The following is a 16,668-nucleotide window of genomic DNA, read 5'->3' on the forward strand; positions in this document are numbered from 1 at the left end:
ATTAATTGTTATTACTAACTATTTTATCTTCTAGGAGGAGAAGGCGGTGTAGAAGGCTGTCTAGGAGCAGGAGGGTTTGCTCTAGGAGGTTCGCTTTGTTTAACTACTTTTGGTGGTTGTGGTCGTGGAGGTGGTGGTACATTTCTACTCATAATTTCAATTTTATAAATATCTTCTTTTTCGTGCTGAATATAATTAATACTAAAAAAAATGATCGTTGCAAAAATAGATATAATACAATTTATCAAATGAATTTTGGATTTGTATAAGAAATAAGCCTTTGCATCATTATTATTTACATTATTTTCTACACACTCCGATAAAATTTCTTCAACATTATTCTCAACTAATATTTCCAATGTTATTTCAGGACTAAAGTCGTCCTTATTTTCATCATAATATATTTTTAATTTGTCATATTCGTTTTTAATAAAGTTGGCGCAAGGAAAAGCCTTAAAATCAAATCCACTATACATCTTATTATACGATAAAAGTACATAATATATACTTACTATCCAGAAAGATATTGTTAGTAAAATAAATATTATAAAAATACATTTTAGTACTAAATTACCTTCTAAATAATTATACTTACTGAGAAGATAATAAATTCCAGCAACCAATGCTGTAAGTATTCCAATCGGAATGTTTAAAGAATTATCTATATTATTTCTTCTCTCTTCTTCTTTGTAATACCACTCTTTAAGAAAATCGTTTCTATTTATCATCAGGATTATTCTGTAAAGCATTAAAACAATACGCTATCAAAAGACAAATTCCATTTTTTTCAATTCCAAATTTCCTTCTTTCATCAGAAACAGAATACAAATTATAAAAATAATATTCAATTTCTTCAATTTCTTCCTTTGTGTAAAGGCTAATATCTAACTTATCTCCAAAATTTTCTTTTAAATATTGGAAAACAATTTTATTATCAATTTTAGACTTCATTATTTCTAATTCTACGAAGCCTCCATTATCTACAATAGAATTTAGGTAGAAACCGAGATAGGAATATTTAACAGGATATTTCATTACAAGTTTAATTTAATGTTCAATTGGGAGAATAATTACGGACTATCAGACAACACAGAAAATTTAAAATCCATATTTTTTTTCTCGCATTTTAAAAGCTTCCATGCCTCCTTCTACTATTTCAGTAATGTGCTCTCTGATTCCCATACTCTTCAATAAATCTTTACAATCCGTAATAATGAATGAATCTTCTAAAGCACCGTTTATATAATCAAATTTATAAGGACTTTCACTATCAGTATCATTTTGACCATTTTGATTAGCAACAATAACATTTTCAGCATCTGCGTTTACTACAATATTCGGATTATGTGTTACCAAGATGATTTGTCTCTCTTTCTTTCTTAATTTTAAATATTCAACTAGTTCTCTTGAGACTGAACGATTATCAAGATTATCTTCTGGTTGGTCAATTAATATCGGACCATTATCCTTACTAAGTTTAATAATTAACTTTAGTAATACAAAACTCGCTTTACCAGTCGACATTTTATGAATATCATCATTATCAGATTTTACATCCCAATGGTCAAAAAATAAATCCGTTAAAATTTTTTTACATGCATCTCTTTCTGAATTATTACCTTTTAATATTCCAGGATTATTCTCAATTCTTTCAAAAAGTCTTTTTAAGTCGTCTCTTACGGAATTAAAATCAACCTCTGAGAGAGCCGTTTTTACAACAACATTAGCTCTTTCATATTGGTATAAATACTCAAAACCTTCATTATTAAAACCCCTTTTATCAATAAGAGATTCAACCAATTTTCTAAATTCAGGATAATTATATTTAACAGAACCAATAATATCGACTTTATCGTCTTGATCTTCCAATAAAGATATTCTAGGCTGTAATTCTTCTAAAATTTGTGAATAAAGTTTAAAGTTTTCTTCAAATTCCAAAAAAATTTTATTTTTTTGCTGATTAAGAGCAGTTTTACTATCTTCAATTTCCTTTTTAAATTGTAGAATTTCACTTAGTTTTTTTTGATCTTCTGCAATACTATTCTGAATAGATTCTACCTGCTTTTGATTCGCAAGTTTTTCATTAAGAGGTGTTAATTTATCAGCAGTACTGCTCTGTTCTTCTTCAATTCTAACTAAATGAGTCTTAAATATATTTTCCTGAATAAATTTTTCATTTTCGTCTTTACTAATTTCTCTTTCCAAGCTATTTACAGCATCTAAAGCATCATCTATAAAGTTATATTTAACTAACAAATCACTTTTAATACTTTCAATTTCGAGTGAATCAAATAGAATGCGTTTACGATTAATAAGTTCAGTGAAAAATCTTTTGGAATCGTCATTAAATTTTTTAATTTTTTCAAAATCAGAATTTACCTTACCATTTTCAATCTTCAATTGATTCATCTTTTCATTTAAACCATTATATTCTAATAATTCGTCCTCCGTAAAAGCAACACTTAGCTGCTCGAGCTTACGTTTATTAGAAGCTATACCTTCTTCCAAAGCCTTAGTATCTCCTCTTGATAAAAGTTCCTCCTCTTTTTTCTTAATGTTATCTTTCAATGAAAAATAATAATCAACGTCCTGTTCTCTTTGTTGGTCATTACTAATCGCATTATCAACAAAATCATTATACTTTTTTTTATATTCTGGAGCCTCTAATATTAAGTCTCTAATCAATTTTTTCAAAGTGTTTCCATTCTTTCGGCTTTTATCAACTAAATTGGACAGGTGATTTTGAGGGATATATTTTACACTAGGCAATATACTGGATTGACTAGGTCTATCTATAATAAGTTGTTCACTTCCAGAAAATAATTTAACTTTAAAATTAAAGCTGGTATCGCCTTCAGATAGATCATACAAATCTTTAAATTTATTATCATCAGAATCTTTATATTTTAGGATATTATTTTTCAATAGATCCTCACTAGCATTATTCGGTAGAACTTCTGCATTTAAAGTTCGAGCAATTTTATATAGTAAAATAGATTTTCCAGATGATTTCCCACCAATTATAACATTTAGGTTTTTATTAAATTTAATAACTTCTCGGGTAAATTTATTATCGGAAGATTTAAAGCATACCTCATCGATCATTAAATTATCTAATTTTTCAGATTCAGGTTCATCTATCTGAATTTTTATCCTTTCAATAGGTTCATATATTATTTGTTTTAAACCTTCAAATGTAGATTCAGCTTTTATCCAAGTAAAACAATGACCTAATTCCTTCGGCTTCGTAGCATTATCATCAACAGCAAAACCATGAGAATCACTACAATGGAGTAATCTATCATTTACCCCTTGTGCTTTAAGAGATTCTTTACCTTTATTCGCTTGTTCAACCGACGGAGAAGCAGAAAAAATAAAATGAGCTCTATTAACAACAGTTTTTTTCTCTAAAGGAGAACTATCCCATCTAAATGCTTCCCATTCGGCTTTACCTATTGCCTTAAAATACTTCCCTTTTAAGAAAGTATTTGGCTCAGCTCCTTCTCCTAGCAAGTCCTCAATCTTTCCTAATTCAAAATTTAGATTGTTAAAACCTACGTCTAAGGGACTACTCATAGACGCTCTTTTTTCTTCAGGAGTATTATCAATTATATGATTGCCTAAATCAATTAAACTTTCTCTAGTTATAACTCCGCCCCAACTTTGATAATCAGAAGCTGTAGCATCAAGATTAGCTTTCGCTCTTAATCCGCTAAGAAATTGTGATTCAATTAAATCAACTTTCAGAACACTTTCATCAGCAAAAAGGATATGATAATTTAGTCTTCCTAATTCAGCATTTCCAACAAATTCTTTTAGTCTAAATTCTATAACAGGTAAAATCAAGTCAACGCTTTGAAGACCACCGTTATTTTTATATTCAAGAACTTTTTTATATCCATCGATAAATAAATAATCATTGATTCCAAAAACTTTTATGTTTTTGTCTCTAGCTAATCTTTCTAAATCATTAAAATATCGTTCCCAGATTTCATCAGTATCTCCGCCATAGTCAGAACATAAAGTTTTAGGAGTATGGACATGTAAATCCCATTTTCGCCATTCCGAACCTCTCGTAGTTATCATAGTTAAAAGTTTTTTAGTTTTAGTTTTGTTAAAGTAAAAATAATTACTGAGACATCAATACGGATTTCCGTAATATCTTTTCAATAAAATATTATCTATTCAAAAAGTGCTAAAATCTCCCCCCATTTCTTATTATCCCACTTATATAACTCATTAATCATCAAAGTACCTCACGCAGTGCTTTCTTTTATTGAAAAATGGAAAATTTGCCAACCTGAGACTAATAAGTTTCACACTTCAACAAAAAATTAACAATAAGAAACAAAAAAAATTATTAAAAAAACTCTACTTGTAAGTTTGGTTAGGATGGGTGAGATTACACAATTACTCTACAAAAATCTCTTTTGTAAAGATTACGGGCGAAGTAATTTCATCGCAAATTATATTTATTTCAATTTCATACTTACCTTTTTTCAAAGCAGCAATTGAAATTGTGTCGGACAGGTTGAAAATTCTAGTATGTGTGATTTTTGACGTTTTAATTGTTAATATATTTTTTTCTTCGTTAATATGATATGATTTATTTAATGTAGGAATGTGGAATATCTTTGACTTAACAAATGAATTAATAGACACTCCACCATAAAATTTTTGAGAATGAAGCTTTGTGGAATTATATTCCTTTAAAGCTTTTTCTATTGGATTAATACCAACATTTGGTAAATCAGGTTCATCAAGATTATCTAACTTTTCTTTTTCTATCAAAGCTATATCTTCAGAAAATTTAAAGTCAATATAAACATCGTTAGCTTTGGCATTTCCTATGTTACAAATCTCAATATTTAGCAGAAGCGCATTATTCTTAAAGTTCTGGAAAAAATTATCCTTTTCAATAAATTCATTAATTACCTTTTTGTTTGTTATTAAATCATTATTAAAATTATCAATATCATCTTTTGTAATATATTTTAATAAATGAGTTGGAACATCGTCGAATCTAATACTCTCATATTTGCGATGTCTTATCTCATCATGTTTTAATGTAATTGGATTATTATTATTTATTTTTACTTCAAAAGCAGGTATATCATTATGGCTTATAGCTTTGTATCTTTCTAATGACTCTCTTAATTCTCTATTTTCCTTAACTAATTTTGTTATTTCTTCTGTAGCTTCAAGCGATGTGGCTAAGTTGGATTTGACCCATCCAATACGAGGAGTTTTAAAGAATATTTTTGTTAAAGCAATAGCTATTTTTTGTCCTAATTCGGCATCATTATCCCAAAAATCGCACATAGAATTATTAGTAACCTTTGTTAAAAATTTATCTAATGATTTTTGTAGTGTAATATCAGCATCTCTTTGATTTGGAGTCGTCGCTACATTTCTGCTTTTCACAAAAGAGATAATTGGAACTCCTAGTGATTTGGCGTAATCAAATTCTTTCTCTGTATAGCTCACCCCTTCATTTGTTATAGATCCATATCTATGTCCTAAAATTAACAAGTAATAATCACTATTTTCAATTGTTGATTGTATAGTGTTCCATTGCTCATCATTATCTGCGCTGAACATTTCCATTCCTATTGGAATTTGATATAAATTTAGTATAACTTTTATCGCCTCATCTCGAGCACTTACTAAATCTTTGTAAGTAGAACTTATAAAGACTTGATATTTTTTTTGGTACATAATAAAAATTACTTTCTTAATTCAATTACTTTTCTCAATGCCTCAGTTACAATATTCATTAATTGAGAAGTAGAATCTACCTCGTTTATCTTATTTTCCAAATCCATAAAAAAATCTTTCTGACTAGAATAAGGTTTAGTTTTGGATAATTTAATTAAAGCTTTAGAACTATAAGTTTTCACTTTTTGAAGTTGCTTTTCAAAACTCCCTAAATGCTTTGCGTATGTTTTTCCTTCCTCCATTGTCATAGCGTTTTGCATAAAACAAAGATCAGCTCCATTCCTTGATCCCCTAGAACAATTGAAGGCAATTTTAATTAAATTCTCATATTCAGAGGCTTTTTTATAATTATCGACATTCATATTATATTTTTTTCAAATGTATAAAGAAGGAAAAAAAACATTACTTTTTATTAGTAATAAAATCACACATATCAATTGTTAATTTTTCTATCGCTTTGCTTTCTCTTAATTTTTCCCAAGAAAATTCCTTGCTTGCAAATATTTCGCTTAGGGATCTTTTATTTTTTAAAGATCCATATTTATTATTTTTTTTAACCTCATATTCCGATTGATTTAAAATAAAACTGTTACTACTTTTCCCCATTTTATTTCTAATATCATTTAGAAATTCGCCGATATACTTTTTATGGTAGTTACTACTTTTTATATTTCCTAAAGCTTGTTTAATTTTATCTTCAACCCCCTTTCTATTTTTAGAAATAATTTTTTTATTACATAATTCAATTAATAATTCTTCCCAAACACTATTTGGTAAAAAATTCTCAATTTCTCGATGAGTTCTAATTATTTTCGAAACAAAATTATTAGATTCAATCTTTTCAATTTTTTCGAATCTCCTACCCTTTTTTGATATTACCGTGGCGTTATCACTATCAGCAACCAAAAAAATCTTATTAGACAAAGCTAAAGCCTTTATATTGTTTATTATTTCATCTTGTTCTTCTTCTTCTACATCATCAAACAAATAGTGGTCTAAATTAGTACCCGCATATTCAAAGAAAGCAAAATCAATGTCTTCCCTCGGAAATTTTTTTTGAAAATAGTCACAATAAGATTTAAGGAAAGCTTTAATATAAATTCTATCAGAAATACCTTCTACCCAAATACTACAATTTGCCATAAATACAGATGAATTATTGACACCTATATTTCTTAGGACATCATTATCACCATCGTTTACATTCTTAATAATCAATTTCTTATTTCCGTCAGATTCTAAGTTAGAAGAAAATGAATAAATAGAGATGTCATTTTTCTCAAGACTTAAATCAAGGAAATGATTAGAATGAGTAGAGATAAAATATGTCAGATTCTTTTCAGCTAAGTCCGTATTAGATATTATTTGCTCTAAAAATAGACGTTGCATTCCTGGATGAAGATTAATTTCAGGTTCATCAATAAAAACATAAGAATTATTTTCAGCCATAAATATCTTATACATCAATATTATCAAAGCTTGAATTCCATCACCCAAGTCAAATAAATCCCGGGAATGATTTTCTCCCTCAATATGAATGCTAATAATTTCTTTTGTATTATCTCCCTTTCTACTAGCATCTTTATCAAACTCAGCAATAATATCTATTGCTTTTCCATCAAAAAAATTACTACTTATAAATTTTTCAAAACTCTCAAATCGTTTTCTCGTTTCTCTTTTAGAGTTGCGGGTATTAAGTATGTCTTTATACAAATGAATTCCAGTAAAAACATTTATTTTTTCATCAAAACGATAATTTTTTATTAAAGTATGTGCAAGAATGTCATCCTCAATTTTATTGTATTCATAATCAATAATATCTCCTAACGTATTTTTTATTTCCTTTGTTTGTTGATATAATGAATGGGCTGTTCTAAGCGTAGGAATATAATAAAATAGTGTAGATTTTTCAGTTATTAATTTATTTACATCAAAATTATGAAAGTCTCCATTTTTTCCATATAAATGATTGATTTGAGTGTCTAAATCTAAATTTTTTATTAGCATTTTACCTCTCTGCGAAACTTGAGCATATCTATTACTATTCTTAATTTGTTCGTTGTAAATATTGAAAAGCATATCGTTTAAAAAAAAGAATTTATCAAAGGACATCAATTTCCTCATAAATTTACTTTTTCCACTATTATTAGTACCGATTAAGATATTTATTTTATTAATAGAGGGAAGGTATTTCAATGGTTGTATTTTATCATCTTCATCAAGCCAGTAATCATCGATATTTTGTAATAGTAGTGTCTTGGAACTCTTCATTTTTATTTTGGTATTAGTTTATTAATAAGTCAAAAATCAATTAAAATTCTCTCTCCTGAAGAATATTAATCAACCTATTTAAAGTCAAATTTCCACTTGTCTACAAAAGAGATATTTGACTTGTTGTAAATTATAATTTATTTTTTAAAAATAATCTCATTTTTTCAGCATATTGATTTATCTCGACATGATCATATCCCTTGATTTCATATTTACTTCCATTATCAAATCTACTTTCTTTATTTTCAATAGTTAATGCTAAGGGCATATCAAATAATCCCGATGGAATTAAATTGGAGGCTTCCTCCATAGCAAGTCTGGTATCATCACTTTTTAAAAACCAAATTAAATCGTCTAGAAAAGTTTTGTTAATCATTTCGCTACATTTTTTAAATTCTTCATAGGTTAGATTTTCTCTTACATACTCTGAAAATAAAAGCCCAATAAATTCCGCTTTAATATGGTCATCAGCCTTGTCTATTAGATAGATAATTTTTTCTCCAGCCTTAATTCTTTCATCTTTTGAATCATCAATTCTTTGAATTGCTTTTATCCTTTTATCTTCGGGAATATTTTTTAGCTGAAATAAAAAGCTAAGTATTTTTTTTGAAAAAATCCTATCTTGAATACTCATGAAGCCTTTATTCAAGTTTATTATGCTACCAATAAACGGAATATCCTTTAGTATTCCATCTTCTAAATTTGAATCAATAATAGCTTCCCCAAAATCCAATGTGATTTTTACAATTCCATTAGATTTTATTGATTCTACAAGGCTTTCATGTAATTTCATTTTTTATCACTGGTTTATCTTAAGATTACTCTTTAATTATTTTTTTTATCAGATTTGAAATTCTCTGTTCGGACATTTGTTCTAACAAAGGAAGCTTATCCCATTTACTGAATTCAAACATAAACCTAAGAAATTGATTCAATGTCGGGAATGTCTTTTTTGATTTTAAATATTCAAAAACAAAACTTTTCTTTATTCGATCTAAATCTATTAAACCAATTTCATTTAATGAGAACGAATTAATTATTTTTTCTCGATTAGAATCAGAAATACATCGAAGCTTGAATCTATTCTCATTCAAATTAATAAATTGTTCCGACAAATTATCATTTAACCCATTATAGTTAGAAATTGAATGTAGAGAGGGCATTACTCCTTGTACAGTAAAAAACTCTACAACAAAATCACACAAAAATAATAGATATGGCAAGGTTTCATTAGGAATAAAAATTAAATTTGAACTGCTCTTTTCATCTGGAGTATCTAAATAATTTATTATTATAGGTATTTTAATGATTTTATCTTCAAGCTCTGCACTTATACCAATATCATAGTTTGTACAACCTTCAAGTATAATTTCTCTTAAAGGCTCCTCTATACAATTTGGCAAACTCCATTCTGTATATTTAAAAGATGATGCCCTCCAGACCTGAATATAAAAATAGAGCCGAATCAATATGTTATCAGGATTAGTGAAATCATAAATTTTATCTCGCCTAATTTTTCCAAGAATTTTACGTGAAAATTCGCTTTCTATTCGTCCAAATAATCTCTCGCAATCTTTACAATAAATATTATCGACGACTAAATCGTTATCATTATTTTCAACTTCTTGATCAGATAATTCTCTTCCTTTTATCTCTACTATTTTATCAGGAAGCACTTGATTTCCTACAAATAGTTTTCTTTCACCAGATTGAGAAATACCAAACATCATCTCTTTATTTCTACCCTTTTTTCCTTGTTCATTAATACAATTACTAATTAAAGAATGGGTAAGAATATGAGAACCTGTCTCATCCGCTTCATTTTCTTTACACAATAAACACTTCATACTTTTTCAGCTTTTGCTTCAACGAATTCTGACAAGGAGAAAATCAACTCAAATGCAAGTCACTTCAGTTATAGTCTTTAATTATCTGAAACGAGATTTTCGAATCATTTCCAATCCTATTGCGTAATCCTACTTGTTATAGAGAAGCTTCATATTCAAACTAACTAGTCAATATCACATTTTATCAATAGAAAAGTGTTTCGGCAATCTTCTTGTTTCTCCTTGTCTTACTTCTTTGCATTACTCTTCTAATGATTCTTCTTTTTACTTGTTGAAAGCTATTACAATTTATATGTATTATTAAATATTGTTAAATAATTTATACTATTATATATACCTTATATAGCTAAGGCTTGAAAGTCATTTTATTTTTTGATACTATTCAATCGTTTTTTCAGAACCTTTTTAAATTCATCTGAATATGTAGGTGCTTTTTTAACTATGAATTTTTCATATAAATCGTTATACCATTTTTCGACTTCTTTATTTTTCTGTTTTAAATATGGAAATAAATGTCTACGAAAACCATCCAATTTAATTTTTTCTAAGCCTAAAAATATTAAGTATTCATTAATTGCAACTTTATCTGGTCTTCTCCCGTTAATTGCAATTGGTTTTTTGAATTGTTGATAAATAATTTCTTTTTCAATTGCAGGAGAAATCACATCAACAAATGTAAAATGATTGAATTTATTTAATAACGAGTCTCCTAAATTATTCCAATTATCCTTAATATCTTTTAATGTTCTAACTTTTTTAAATCCAGCTGGTAAAATGCCACTGGTTGTAGTTATCTTAATTTCGTAACGAATAAAAGCTTTTATTTTTTTTATTGCACTTTTAAGATTTTCTTTTCTCGGTTTATTTAAATTATCGAATACCTCTTTGGTATAAAAAGCTCTCTCCAGTTTATCATAGATAGAAACTTGATAATTGTCTCCAATAAATTTAACCCCAAAATCGTAGATATGTTTTCTTGTTATATGTTTTAAACTTCCAAAACAGGAGAAAATCCCTACCATAGGACTTTTAAAATGAAGTGTTACACCAAGTTCAACCTTTGTGACATTTGCATTCCAAAATATTCTTTTATCAAGCTCAAGTTCATTAGCCCAATATTCGATTTCTTCAACAAAATCATAATAAGTTAAATCACTAACTGCTATATCAAAATCATTTTCACTAGTTCTAGTTCTACTAAAATAATTCCTCCTAATATTCTGTTCAAACCAAAGTTTTCCAATTTCTGCATTGATATCTCTTCTGAATACTATTGAAAAATGTTTATCGTAATCGATTTGTTCTTTAGGCTCTTCAAAATCATCATCTTCTATTTTATTTTTAGTGATTTTTTGGTAAAAGCAATGTTCTTTGTCTTCACCTCTCTTGTAGAACTTACCAAACTTTTTTAAAACATTATCTGAAAGCTTAACGTCTGGAATATAAAATTTGATTACATCAACCATTCTTAGTATTTTTTAGATATTTTTCCACTTCAGATTTTTTGACCATAATTTTCCCATTCCTTCCGGACTGAGATACCTTCAATCCTGCTTTGCGATATCTATCAAATGTAGAACGGCTGATGTTATAAGAATCACAAATTTCATCGACTGTAAAAGTTTCTTGTAAGACTTTTTCCTCGAGAATGTTTTCCAGTTTTTTGACCCTTTTCTCCAGAGCCCTAATTTTTTTGACAAAGTAGTCATTACTTATTTTTGCCTTCTCAATTCTCATTAATCGTATTATTAATTTCTAATAAAACTAAGCATTTTTACACAATAAGAAAGTTCCTGGCGAAATCCGACAAAAGAAACATTAATTTAATATTAATTTTAAAATTTAAATACACATTAAAATCAAAAAAAGACACCTTCGTGCCTTATTAATAAAAAATACTAAAAATATTTAAAACCAATGATAACGAAATATTAATTTTAAAATCAATCAGTTTTATAATATTTAATTTTTTCAGTTTTCATAAAGCTTTCCAAATCTCGGAAAGTAATCTGATCCATATTATCAACGAATTCATTTATCATACTTCCCTCTACAGCTTCTTTATATAATTTCGATTTTTTTTTAATTTTATTGTCCTTATGGTCAGTGTAATACACATCTACTCTTTCCAATTTGTCAGTTTTATTACTTAATTCATACCTTGCTGTGTAAGTGACCAACATATTTTGTTCACCATAAAAAGAACTAACTGATTTTTCTGCCCCAATTAATCTTCCATCATTATTAAAATAATAAGAAAAAGACATTGCCCAATCTCCACTTTCGCTGATAGGCGTTTTCCTCGCAAAAACTACTTTATCATTTTTTGCTAAAAATTCATACACATGAAAAATCTCAAAATCGAATTCTGAATATAAATCGTCGGTTTTTATAGCGAATATCTTCCCGTTATTTTCATTTTTAGCATATGCCTTAACCTTAGTAGAATCACTTTTATAAGTATCCTCAACAAAAGCTTTTAAGTCATTTACTTCGTTACTGTAATCTGAGTGTTTTGTCTGTGAGCATGCAATAGAAAAATTTGACAGTAAAATAATTAATAATATTTTTTTCATGGTTATATTTTTATGGAATCTTCTGTAAGTTTATTTTTTTTCTTGCTATGGTAGATTTCTCCCCTCTTTCTTATTAGATTATTTTCATTGTCCAATTTTTCTTGAAATTGTGCTGAATTATTTTCATCAAATTTATTTTGGGATGCCCCATACATATCAGAATCTTCATAGTTTTGATTAGAATTTATTTTTTCGGATTCCTTATAACTATTGTCATTTCGTAATGCTCCTAAATCATTGCCTTTATTTAAGTTGGTTTTATTGTTATTCGGAATAACTTCCAAATCGCCAGCTTTGTACGAAAGAAAAGTTTTTCCAAAAAATCCGTAGGCAACAAGAAGACTTTGCTGAGATTCTGTATTAATAATTTCTATTCTTTTTAGAATTAAAAAATCTGAATCTTTAATAGAAATATCGTAACCTCTTCTTTTCAATGCATTGAAGAGAAAATTTTCAGCTTTTTCTTCACCTACTTCCTCTCCGATAAAAAAGTCTTTAAATAATTTAACAAACTGAGGTTGAGTTTCCAAAAACTTATTTATAATATCGTTTTCCATTTTACCCTTAGTAGGCTTCATATATGCCGATACACCTACGAAAACAACAACTAGAAGCAATTTCCAGATGTAATTATAATCTCCGTTAGATTTTATTTTTGAGGGCAGATAAGTGCTGTTTACAGAGTTTTTTGGAATATTTCCATTTTTTACTTCGACTGTACTTAAGTTTTTTTGACTTGGAACTGTGATGGTATTTCCAAACATCATCGCAATATCGCGTAGAATACTTAGGGCTAACTCACTGTTATTATCATCTGCAAAAGGTTTTTTTCTTCTGTTATATTCTTCATTAAACATTTGCTTTTGCTCAGAATCCAGAGAATCATATTTCTTCCGGACGAGTAGGGAAAAATCATTCATAATTATTGTTTTTATTTTTAATTCAATATTACAAACCAATTTTTGATAACTCTCACGGAATTCGTAAACACAAAAAGGCTTGAAACGTTGGTCTTTACTCGTAATCGAGGGAGTCGAAGCCCTGTACAACAAAGTAAAGCAGCGCCCAAGCCTAAACTTGAGCATTTTGCTAAACTCCTTCCTGTTGTACTTGAAATTTCGACTTTTCGATTACAGAAATCAGTTTGCTAAATGCAATATTTTTATTTTATTCTAGTCTTGTTTTATTCGTATTGTTTCTAGTTTTATTTATATACTACAAAAATATAAAATTATCCGTAACGGCTCACATCCATTACACTTCTTAAATTTTTAACATTCGAGTTCGTATATATCATAGTGTTTGCTATTCTCCTATGCCCCAAAAGCTTACTTATCAACGGAAGCGATATATTTTTATTATTTACCAAGTGCGATGCAAACGTATGCCTGCCTACGTGAAAGTTAAGGTCTTTATTAATTTTACAGCCCTCAGCAATTTTTTTTAGATTTCTATTTCCAACTTGATTAGAAATTTCTGGAAATATTTTATCGTTAGATTTTTTATTAATAATATACCTTGCAAGCAATGCTCTTATTTGCTTATTGATAGGTATATCAACAACATGTTTCGTTTTCAACATAGTTTTAGAAATAATTTTATTTTCCCAATCTATATCAGAAATCTTCAAAGAGAATAAATCTCCATACCGTAATCCAGTACAACATGATAGCAAAAACATATACTTAGTTGCTTTCATTGTAGAGCTAGTAGCTCTAAATTCTAATATTTCTAAAACCTCTTTTTCATCCAAAAATACCTCTCTATGATCCGGCGATTTTACTTTAACAGATTTTTTGCTTTTATACGGATTATCACCATTGAATAATTTATATTCAACCGCTTCGTTAATAATACATTTCAGACATTTATGGTGATTATATTCTCCGCCTTTTCCTATATTTAATTTCTTCAAATAATTATCAAACTTTTTTATGAAGTTCAAATCTATATCCGAAGCAAACAATTTAGGTTTAAAACCTTTCAAGCGTTTTCTTAAAGTTTCATACTTATAGATAGTATCTTCGGACAAGTCTGTCTTTTTCATTGTCAAGACCTCATCAAAAACAGCATAGAAATCGTTATTATCAATTCCTTTAAGAAAATTATCAATTAAAGTAAACGAGAGCGGAACACCTGATAAATCAGCTTTATTACAAAATCTTTCCAAATCATATTTTTCCTTACTTATTTTCGCATTCAGCGAACTGTAACCTTTTCCTATAGCTACCCCATTTTTTTTGTCCCAGTCTTTAGGGTTGATATTCTCATTTAACGTAATTGTCTTCTTGACAGAATTAATAATAAGTTGAAGATAGATTGGAGAGTTTCCATTCTTCAAAATCTTATCAGTTCTCAAAATCGGTTTAACAGAAAAATTATTTAACATAGTATCAGTATTTTTTAATTATTACAATTTACATATCGCAATATTTAAATAATGAGCTAAAATAGGAAAAATATTACAATTAACAAATTTAAAGCATTGAAAATCAGTAAAATAAACAAATTTTTACTATTTGGAAATAATATTTATAGAACATCATTACAGATAAGGTATAATCTTTTAGAAATTCTTGCCAATTAAAACGAATGTTAACTTTGATTAGTTAATTAAATTATGCTCTATTGTAAACAATAAGTCAAATTGTTTTTTATATTTGATGCTCAATTAATTAGTTATGCCCGATTGGTTTGAAGAACTCCCGGAACTCTGCCCGCCAAAAGATGTAAAAGAGCCTGCAGGAGAAACATATTATAGATTGGTTTCTGATTTAGATAATCCAATCGCCGAATTAGTTTCACAGAGAACTGAATTTCCCACAGCTGTATTCAAGATTGACGAATGTATTTGTCGAGCGGTATCATTGTACTTAGATAAAAAAGACTGTGAGGATATTATTAAATTTCCAAGGCATAAAAATAAATCCATTTACTCATTCAAAGTAGATAAAGACGATGGTTTAATAAAAAAGACTTTTAAAGGTAGTCATCATTCTTGGTGGAGAAGTCATAGTTTTACATTAGCTAATGAATAGAGTTTTTAACATAGCAAAAATTTTGGTGTATTATGATATACCTGAATTATTTCTTTCCATAGATAATGTGGGTTCTCATTTCCTGTCTATGTTGATAGTTGAAGATTCATTAAAGTATTTAACAATTCCTATTTCTGAGAAAAGGATTGCACAATTTGTCAGCGGGCAAGTCGACTTACTAGAGATTTATAATAAACCTGAACTCGACAGTTACTTTTTTTTAAACATTAATGAAGATGACAAATTGTATGTTGACTCATATGTAATCGGAGAAATTAAAGATGAATGGCTACCTGAGAAAGATTTTTTTCTTACTACTGCTTTTCAAGATGATTCGGTTATTGTTGAAGAAGTCATAAAAAAAGATAATGCTGTAATTCATTTAGCTTTATCAGATGAAATAAATGATTTTGGGGTTGATAGTGATGACCTAGGAGATGTCATTAAGTTATATTCTATTCTGCTTGAGAATAGTTATAAGAAAGCTCTTACAGAACATAATGTTCCACATAAAAAACAATTTATAGTCGCTGAAAATTATAAAGTGAGGGCTTTTGCATCCTCAGCTGCATCGTTCAATCTACATTTGTATTCAGATTCGCAAAAGGATTTATTTGGCACTTGTCTAATTGAATATGGATTAGAGAAAATTGATGAAATATTTTCTAAATATGAAAATGAGGATGAATTGGTTAAATCTTTAAGAAGTATAAAAGGTCATGCTGTTAGTAGTTTTACAAAAATTCTTAAAAAAATCAGCTCAGATAATTTAACGTTAAAACATAAATGGTATGCGCCTAATAGAGAATCAATCAAATTTCAAATAATTGACAAAAAAATTGCAGATAATATTCTGGAAGTTCTTTACAAAACTGAAGAACTGACAGAAGAGATAAGAGAATTTACAGGCTATTTTGTTCAAGTAGATATCTTAAAAAGAACTTGGAAGCTAAGGACTACTGATGAAAATAAAGATATTTTCGGAGAGGCAACCACAGAAGAACAACTAAGAGGCTTAACCATTGAAACTGTTCAGTACCAGATAGTATGTCAGGAGATTATTGAAGAACTTAAAGTTTCTGAAAAAGAAAAAATAAGATACGTCATAAAATCAATATTGTAATAATTTTAAATAAAAATAATAAGAAAGGACTAAATTAAATTTTAGTCCTTTTTTTAGTAGGTTTTCTAAATATGTATGCTTTTGTAAAATTATAT

15 protein-coding genes are annotated in these 16,668 nt (G+C 28.1%); 2 read left to right on the forward strand and 13 right to left on the reverse strand.

The window, feature by feature from the left end; genetic code table 11:
- Positions 1-23: 23 nt before the first annotated feature.
- From LUD75_RS13445 to LUD75_RS13505, 13 genes are all read right to left on the reverse strand, one after another.
- A complete protein-coding gene (locus LUD75_RS13445) occupies positions 24-728 on the reverse strand; it encodes a hypothetical protein (protein WP_232706248.1) in 705 nt (234 codons plus the stop codon).
- Positions 718-1,035, reverse strand: coding sequence for a hypothetical protein (locus tag LUD75_RS13450; RefSeq protein WP_232706249.1), 318 nt, complete (start codon positions 1,033-1,035; stop codon positions 718-720). Before LUD75_RS13450 ends, LUD75_RS13445 begins: the two co-directional genes overlap by 11 nt.
- 63 nt (positions 1,036-1,098) lie before the next feature.
- A complete protein-coding gene (locus LUD75_RS13455; RefSeq protein WP_232706250.1) occupies positions 1,099-4,086 on the reverse strand; it encodes a TrlF family AAA-like ATPase in 2,988 nt (995 codons plus the stop codon).
- Between the two features lie 324 nt (positions 4,087-4,410).
- The gene (locus LUD75_RS13460; RefSeq protein WP_232706251.1) at positions 4,411-5,718 is read right to left on the reverse strand and encodes a DUF4062 domain-containing protein; all 1,308 of its coding nucleotides are present in this window, start codon (positions 5,716-5,718) and stop codon (positions 4,411-4,413) included.
- Positions 5,719-5,726: 8 nt separating this feature from the next.
- Positions 5,727-6,080: a hypothetical protein gene (locus LUD75_RS13465; RefSeq protein WP_232706252.1), complete on the reverse strand. Its 354-nt coding sequence runs from the start codon at positions 6,078-6,080 to the stop codon at positions 5,727-5,729.
- A gap of 40 nt (positions 6,081-6,120) precedes the next feature.
- Positions 6,121-7,989: an AAA family ATPase gene (locus LUD75_RS13470; RefSeq protein WP_232706253.1), complete on the reverse strand. Its 1,869-nt coding sequence runs from the start codon at positions 7,987-7,989 to the stop codon at positions 6,121-6,123.
- Positions 7,990-8,119: 130 nt separating this feature from the next.
- On the reverse strand, positions 8,120-8,782 hold the full coding sequence (locus LUD75_RS13475) for a hypothetical protein (protein ID WP_232706255.1): 663 nt from the start codon (positions 8,780-8,782) through the stop codon (positions 8,120-8,122).
- 25 nt (positions 8,783-8,807) lie between these two features.
- Positions 8,808-9,836 (reverse strand): hypothetical protein, encoded by a 1,029-nt coding sequence (locus tag LUD75_RS13480; protein ID WP_232706256.1) that lies wholly within the window; start codon positions 9,834-9,836, stop codon positions 8,808-8,810.
- Between the two features lie 365 nt (positions 9,837-10,201).
- Positions 10,202-11,302, reverse strand: a complete 1,101-nt coding sequence (locus LUD75_RS13485; RefSeq protein ID WP_232706257.1) for a hypothetical protein — start codon at positions 11,300-11,302, stop codon at positions 10,202-10,204.
- Positions 11,295-11,573 (reverse strand): helix-turn-helix domain-containing protein, encoded by a 279-nt coding sequence (locus LUD75_RS13490; RefSeq protein ID WP_232706258.1) that lies wholly within the window; start codon positions 11,571-11,573, stop codon positions 11,295-11,297. Before LUD75_RS13490 ends, LUD75_RS13485 begins: the two co-directional genes overlap by 8 nt.
- Positions 11,574-11,779: 206 nt before the next feature.
- A complete protein-coding gene (locus LUD75_RS13495; RefSeq protein WP_232706259.1) occupies positions 11,780-12,412 on the reverse strand; it encodes a hypothetical protein in 633 nt (210 codons plus the stop codon).
- 2 nt (positions 12,413-12,414) lie between these two features.
- Positions 12,415-13,332, reverse strand: coding sequence for a hypothetical protein (locus LUD75_RS13500; protein WP_232706260.1), 918 nt, complete (start codon positions 13,330-13,332; stop codon positions 12,415-12,417).
- A 311-nt stretch (positions 13,333-13,643) separates the two neighbouring features.
- On the reverse strand, positions 13,644-14,801 hold the full coding sequence (locus LUD75_RS13505) for a site-specific integrase (protein ID WP_232706261.1): 1,158 nt from the start codon (positions 14,799-14,801) through the stop codon (positions 13,644-13,646).
- Positions 14,802-15,093: 292 nt separating this feature from the next.
- Here LUD75_RS13505 and LUD75_RS13510 point away from each other — a divergent pair, with 292 nt between their 5' ends.
- Together LUD75_RS13510 and LUD75_RS13515 are read left to right on the forward strand one after the other, a co-directional pair.
- Positions 15,094-15,450 (forward strand): hypothetical protein, encoded by a 357-nt coding sequence (locus tag LUD75_RS13510; RefSeq protein ID WP_232706262.1) that lies wholly within the window; start codon positions 15,094-15,096, stop codon positions 15,448-15,450.
- The gene (locus LUD75_RS13515) at positions 15,443-16,573 is read left to right on the forward strand and encodes a DUF6575 domain-containing protein (protein ID WP_232706263.1); all 1,131 of its coding nucleotides are present in this window, start codon (positions 15,443-15,445) and stop codon (positions 16,571-16,573) included. The genes LUD75_RS13510 and LUD75_RS13515 overlap by 8 nt, the downstream gene beginning before the upstream one ends.
- Positions 16,574-16,668 lie beyond the last annotated feature (95 nt).

Source organism: Epilithonimonas sp. JDS (genome assembly GCF_021261315.1).
Taxonomy (GTDB): Bacteria; Bacteroidota; Bacteroidia; order Flavobacteriales; family Weeksellaceae; genus Epilithonimonas.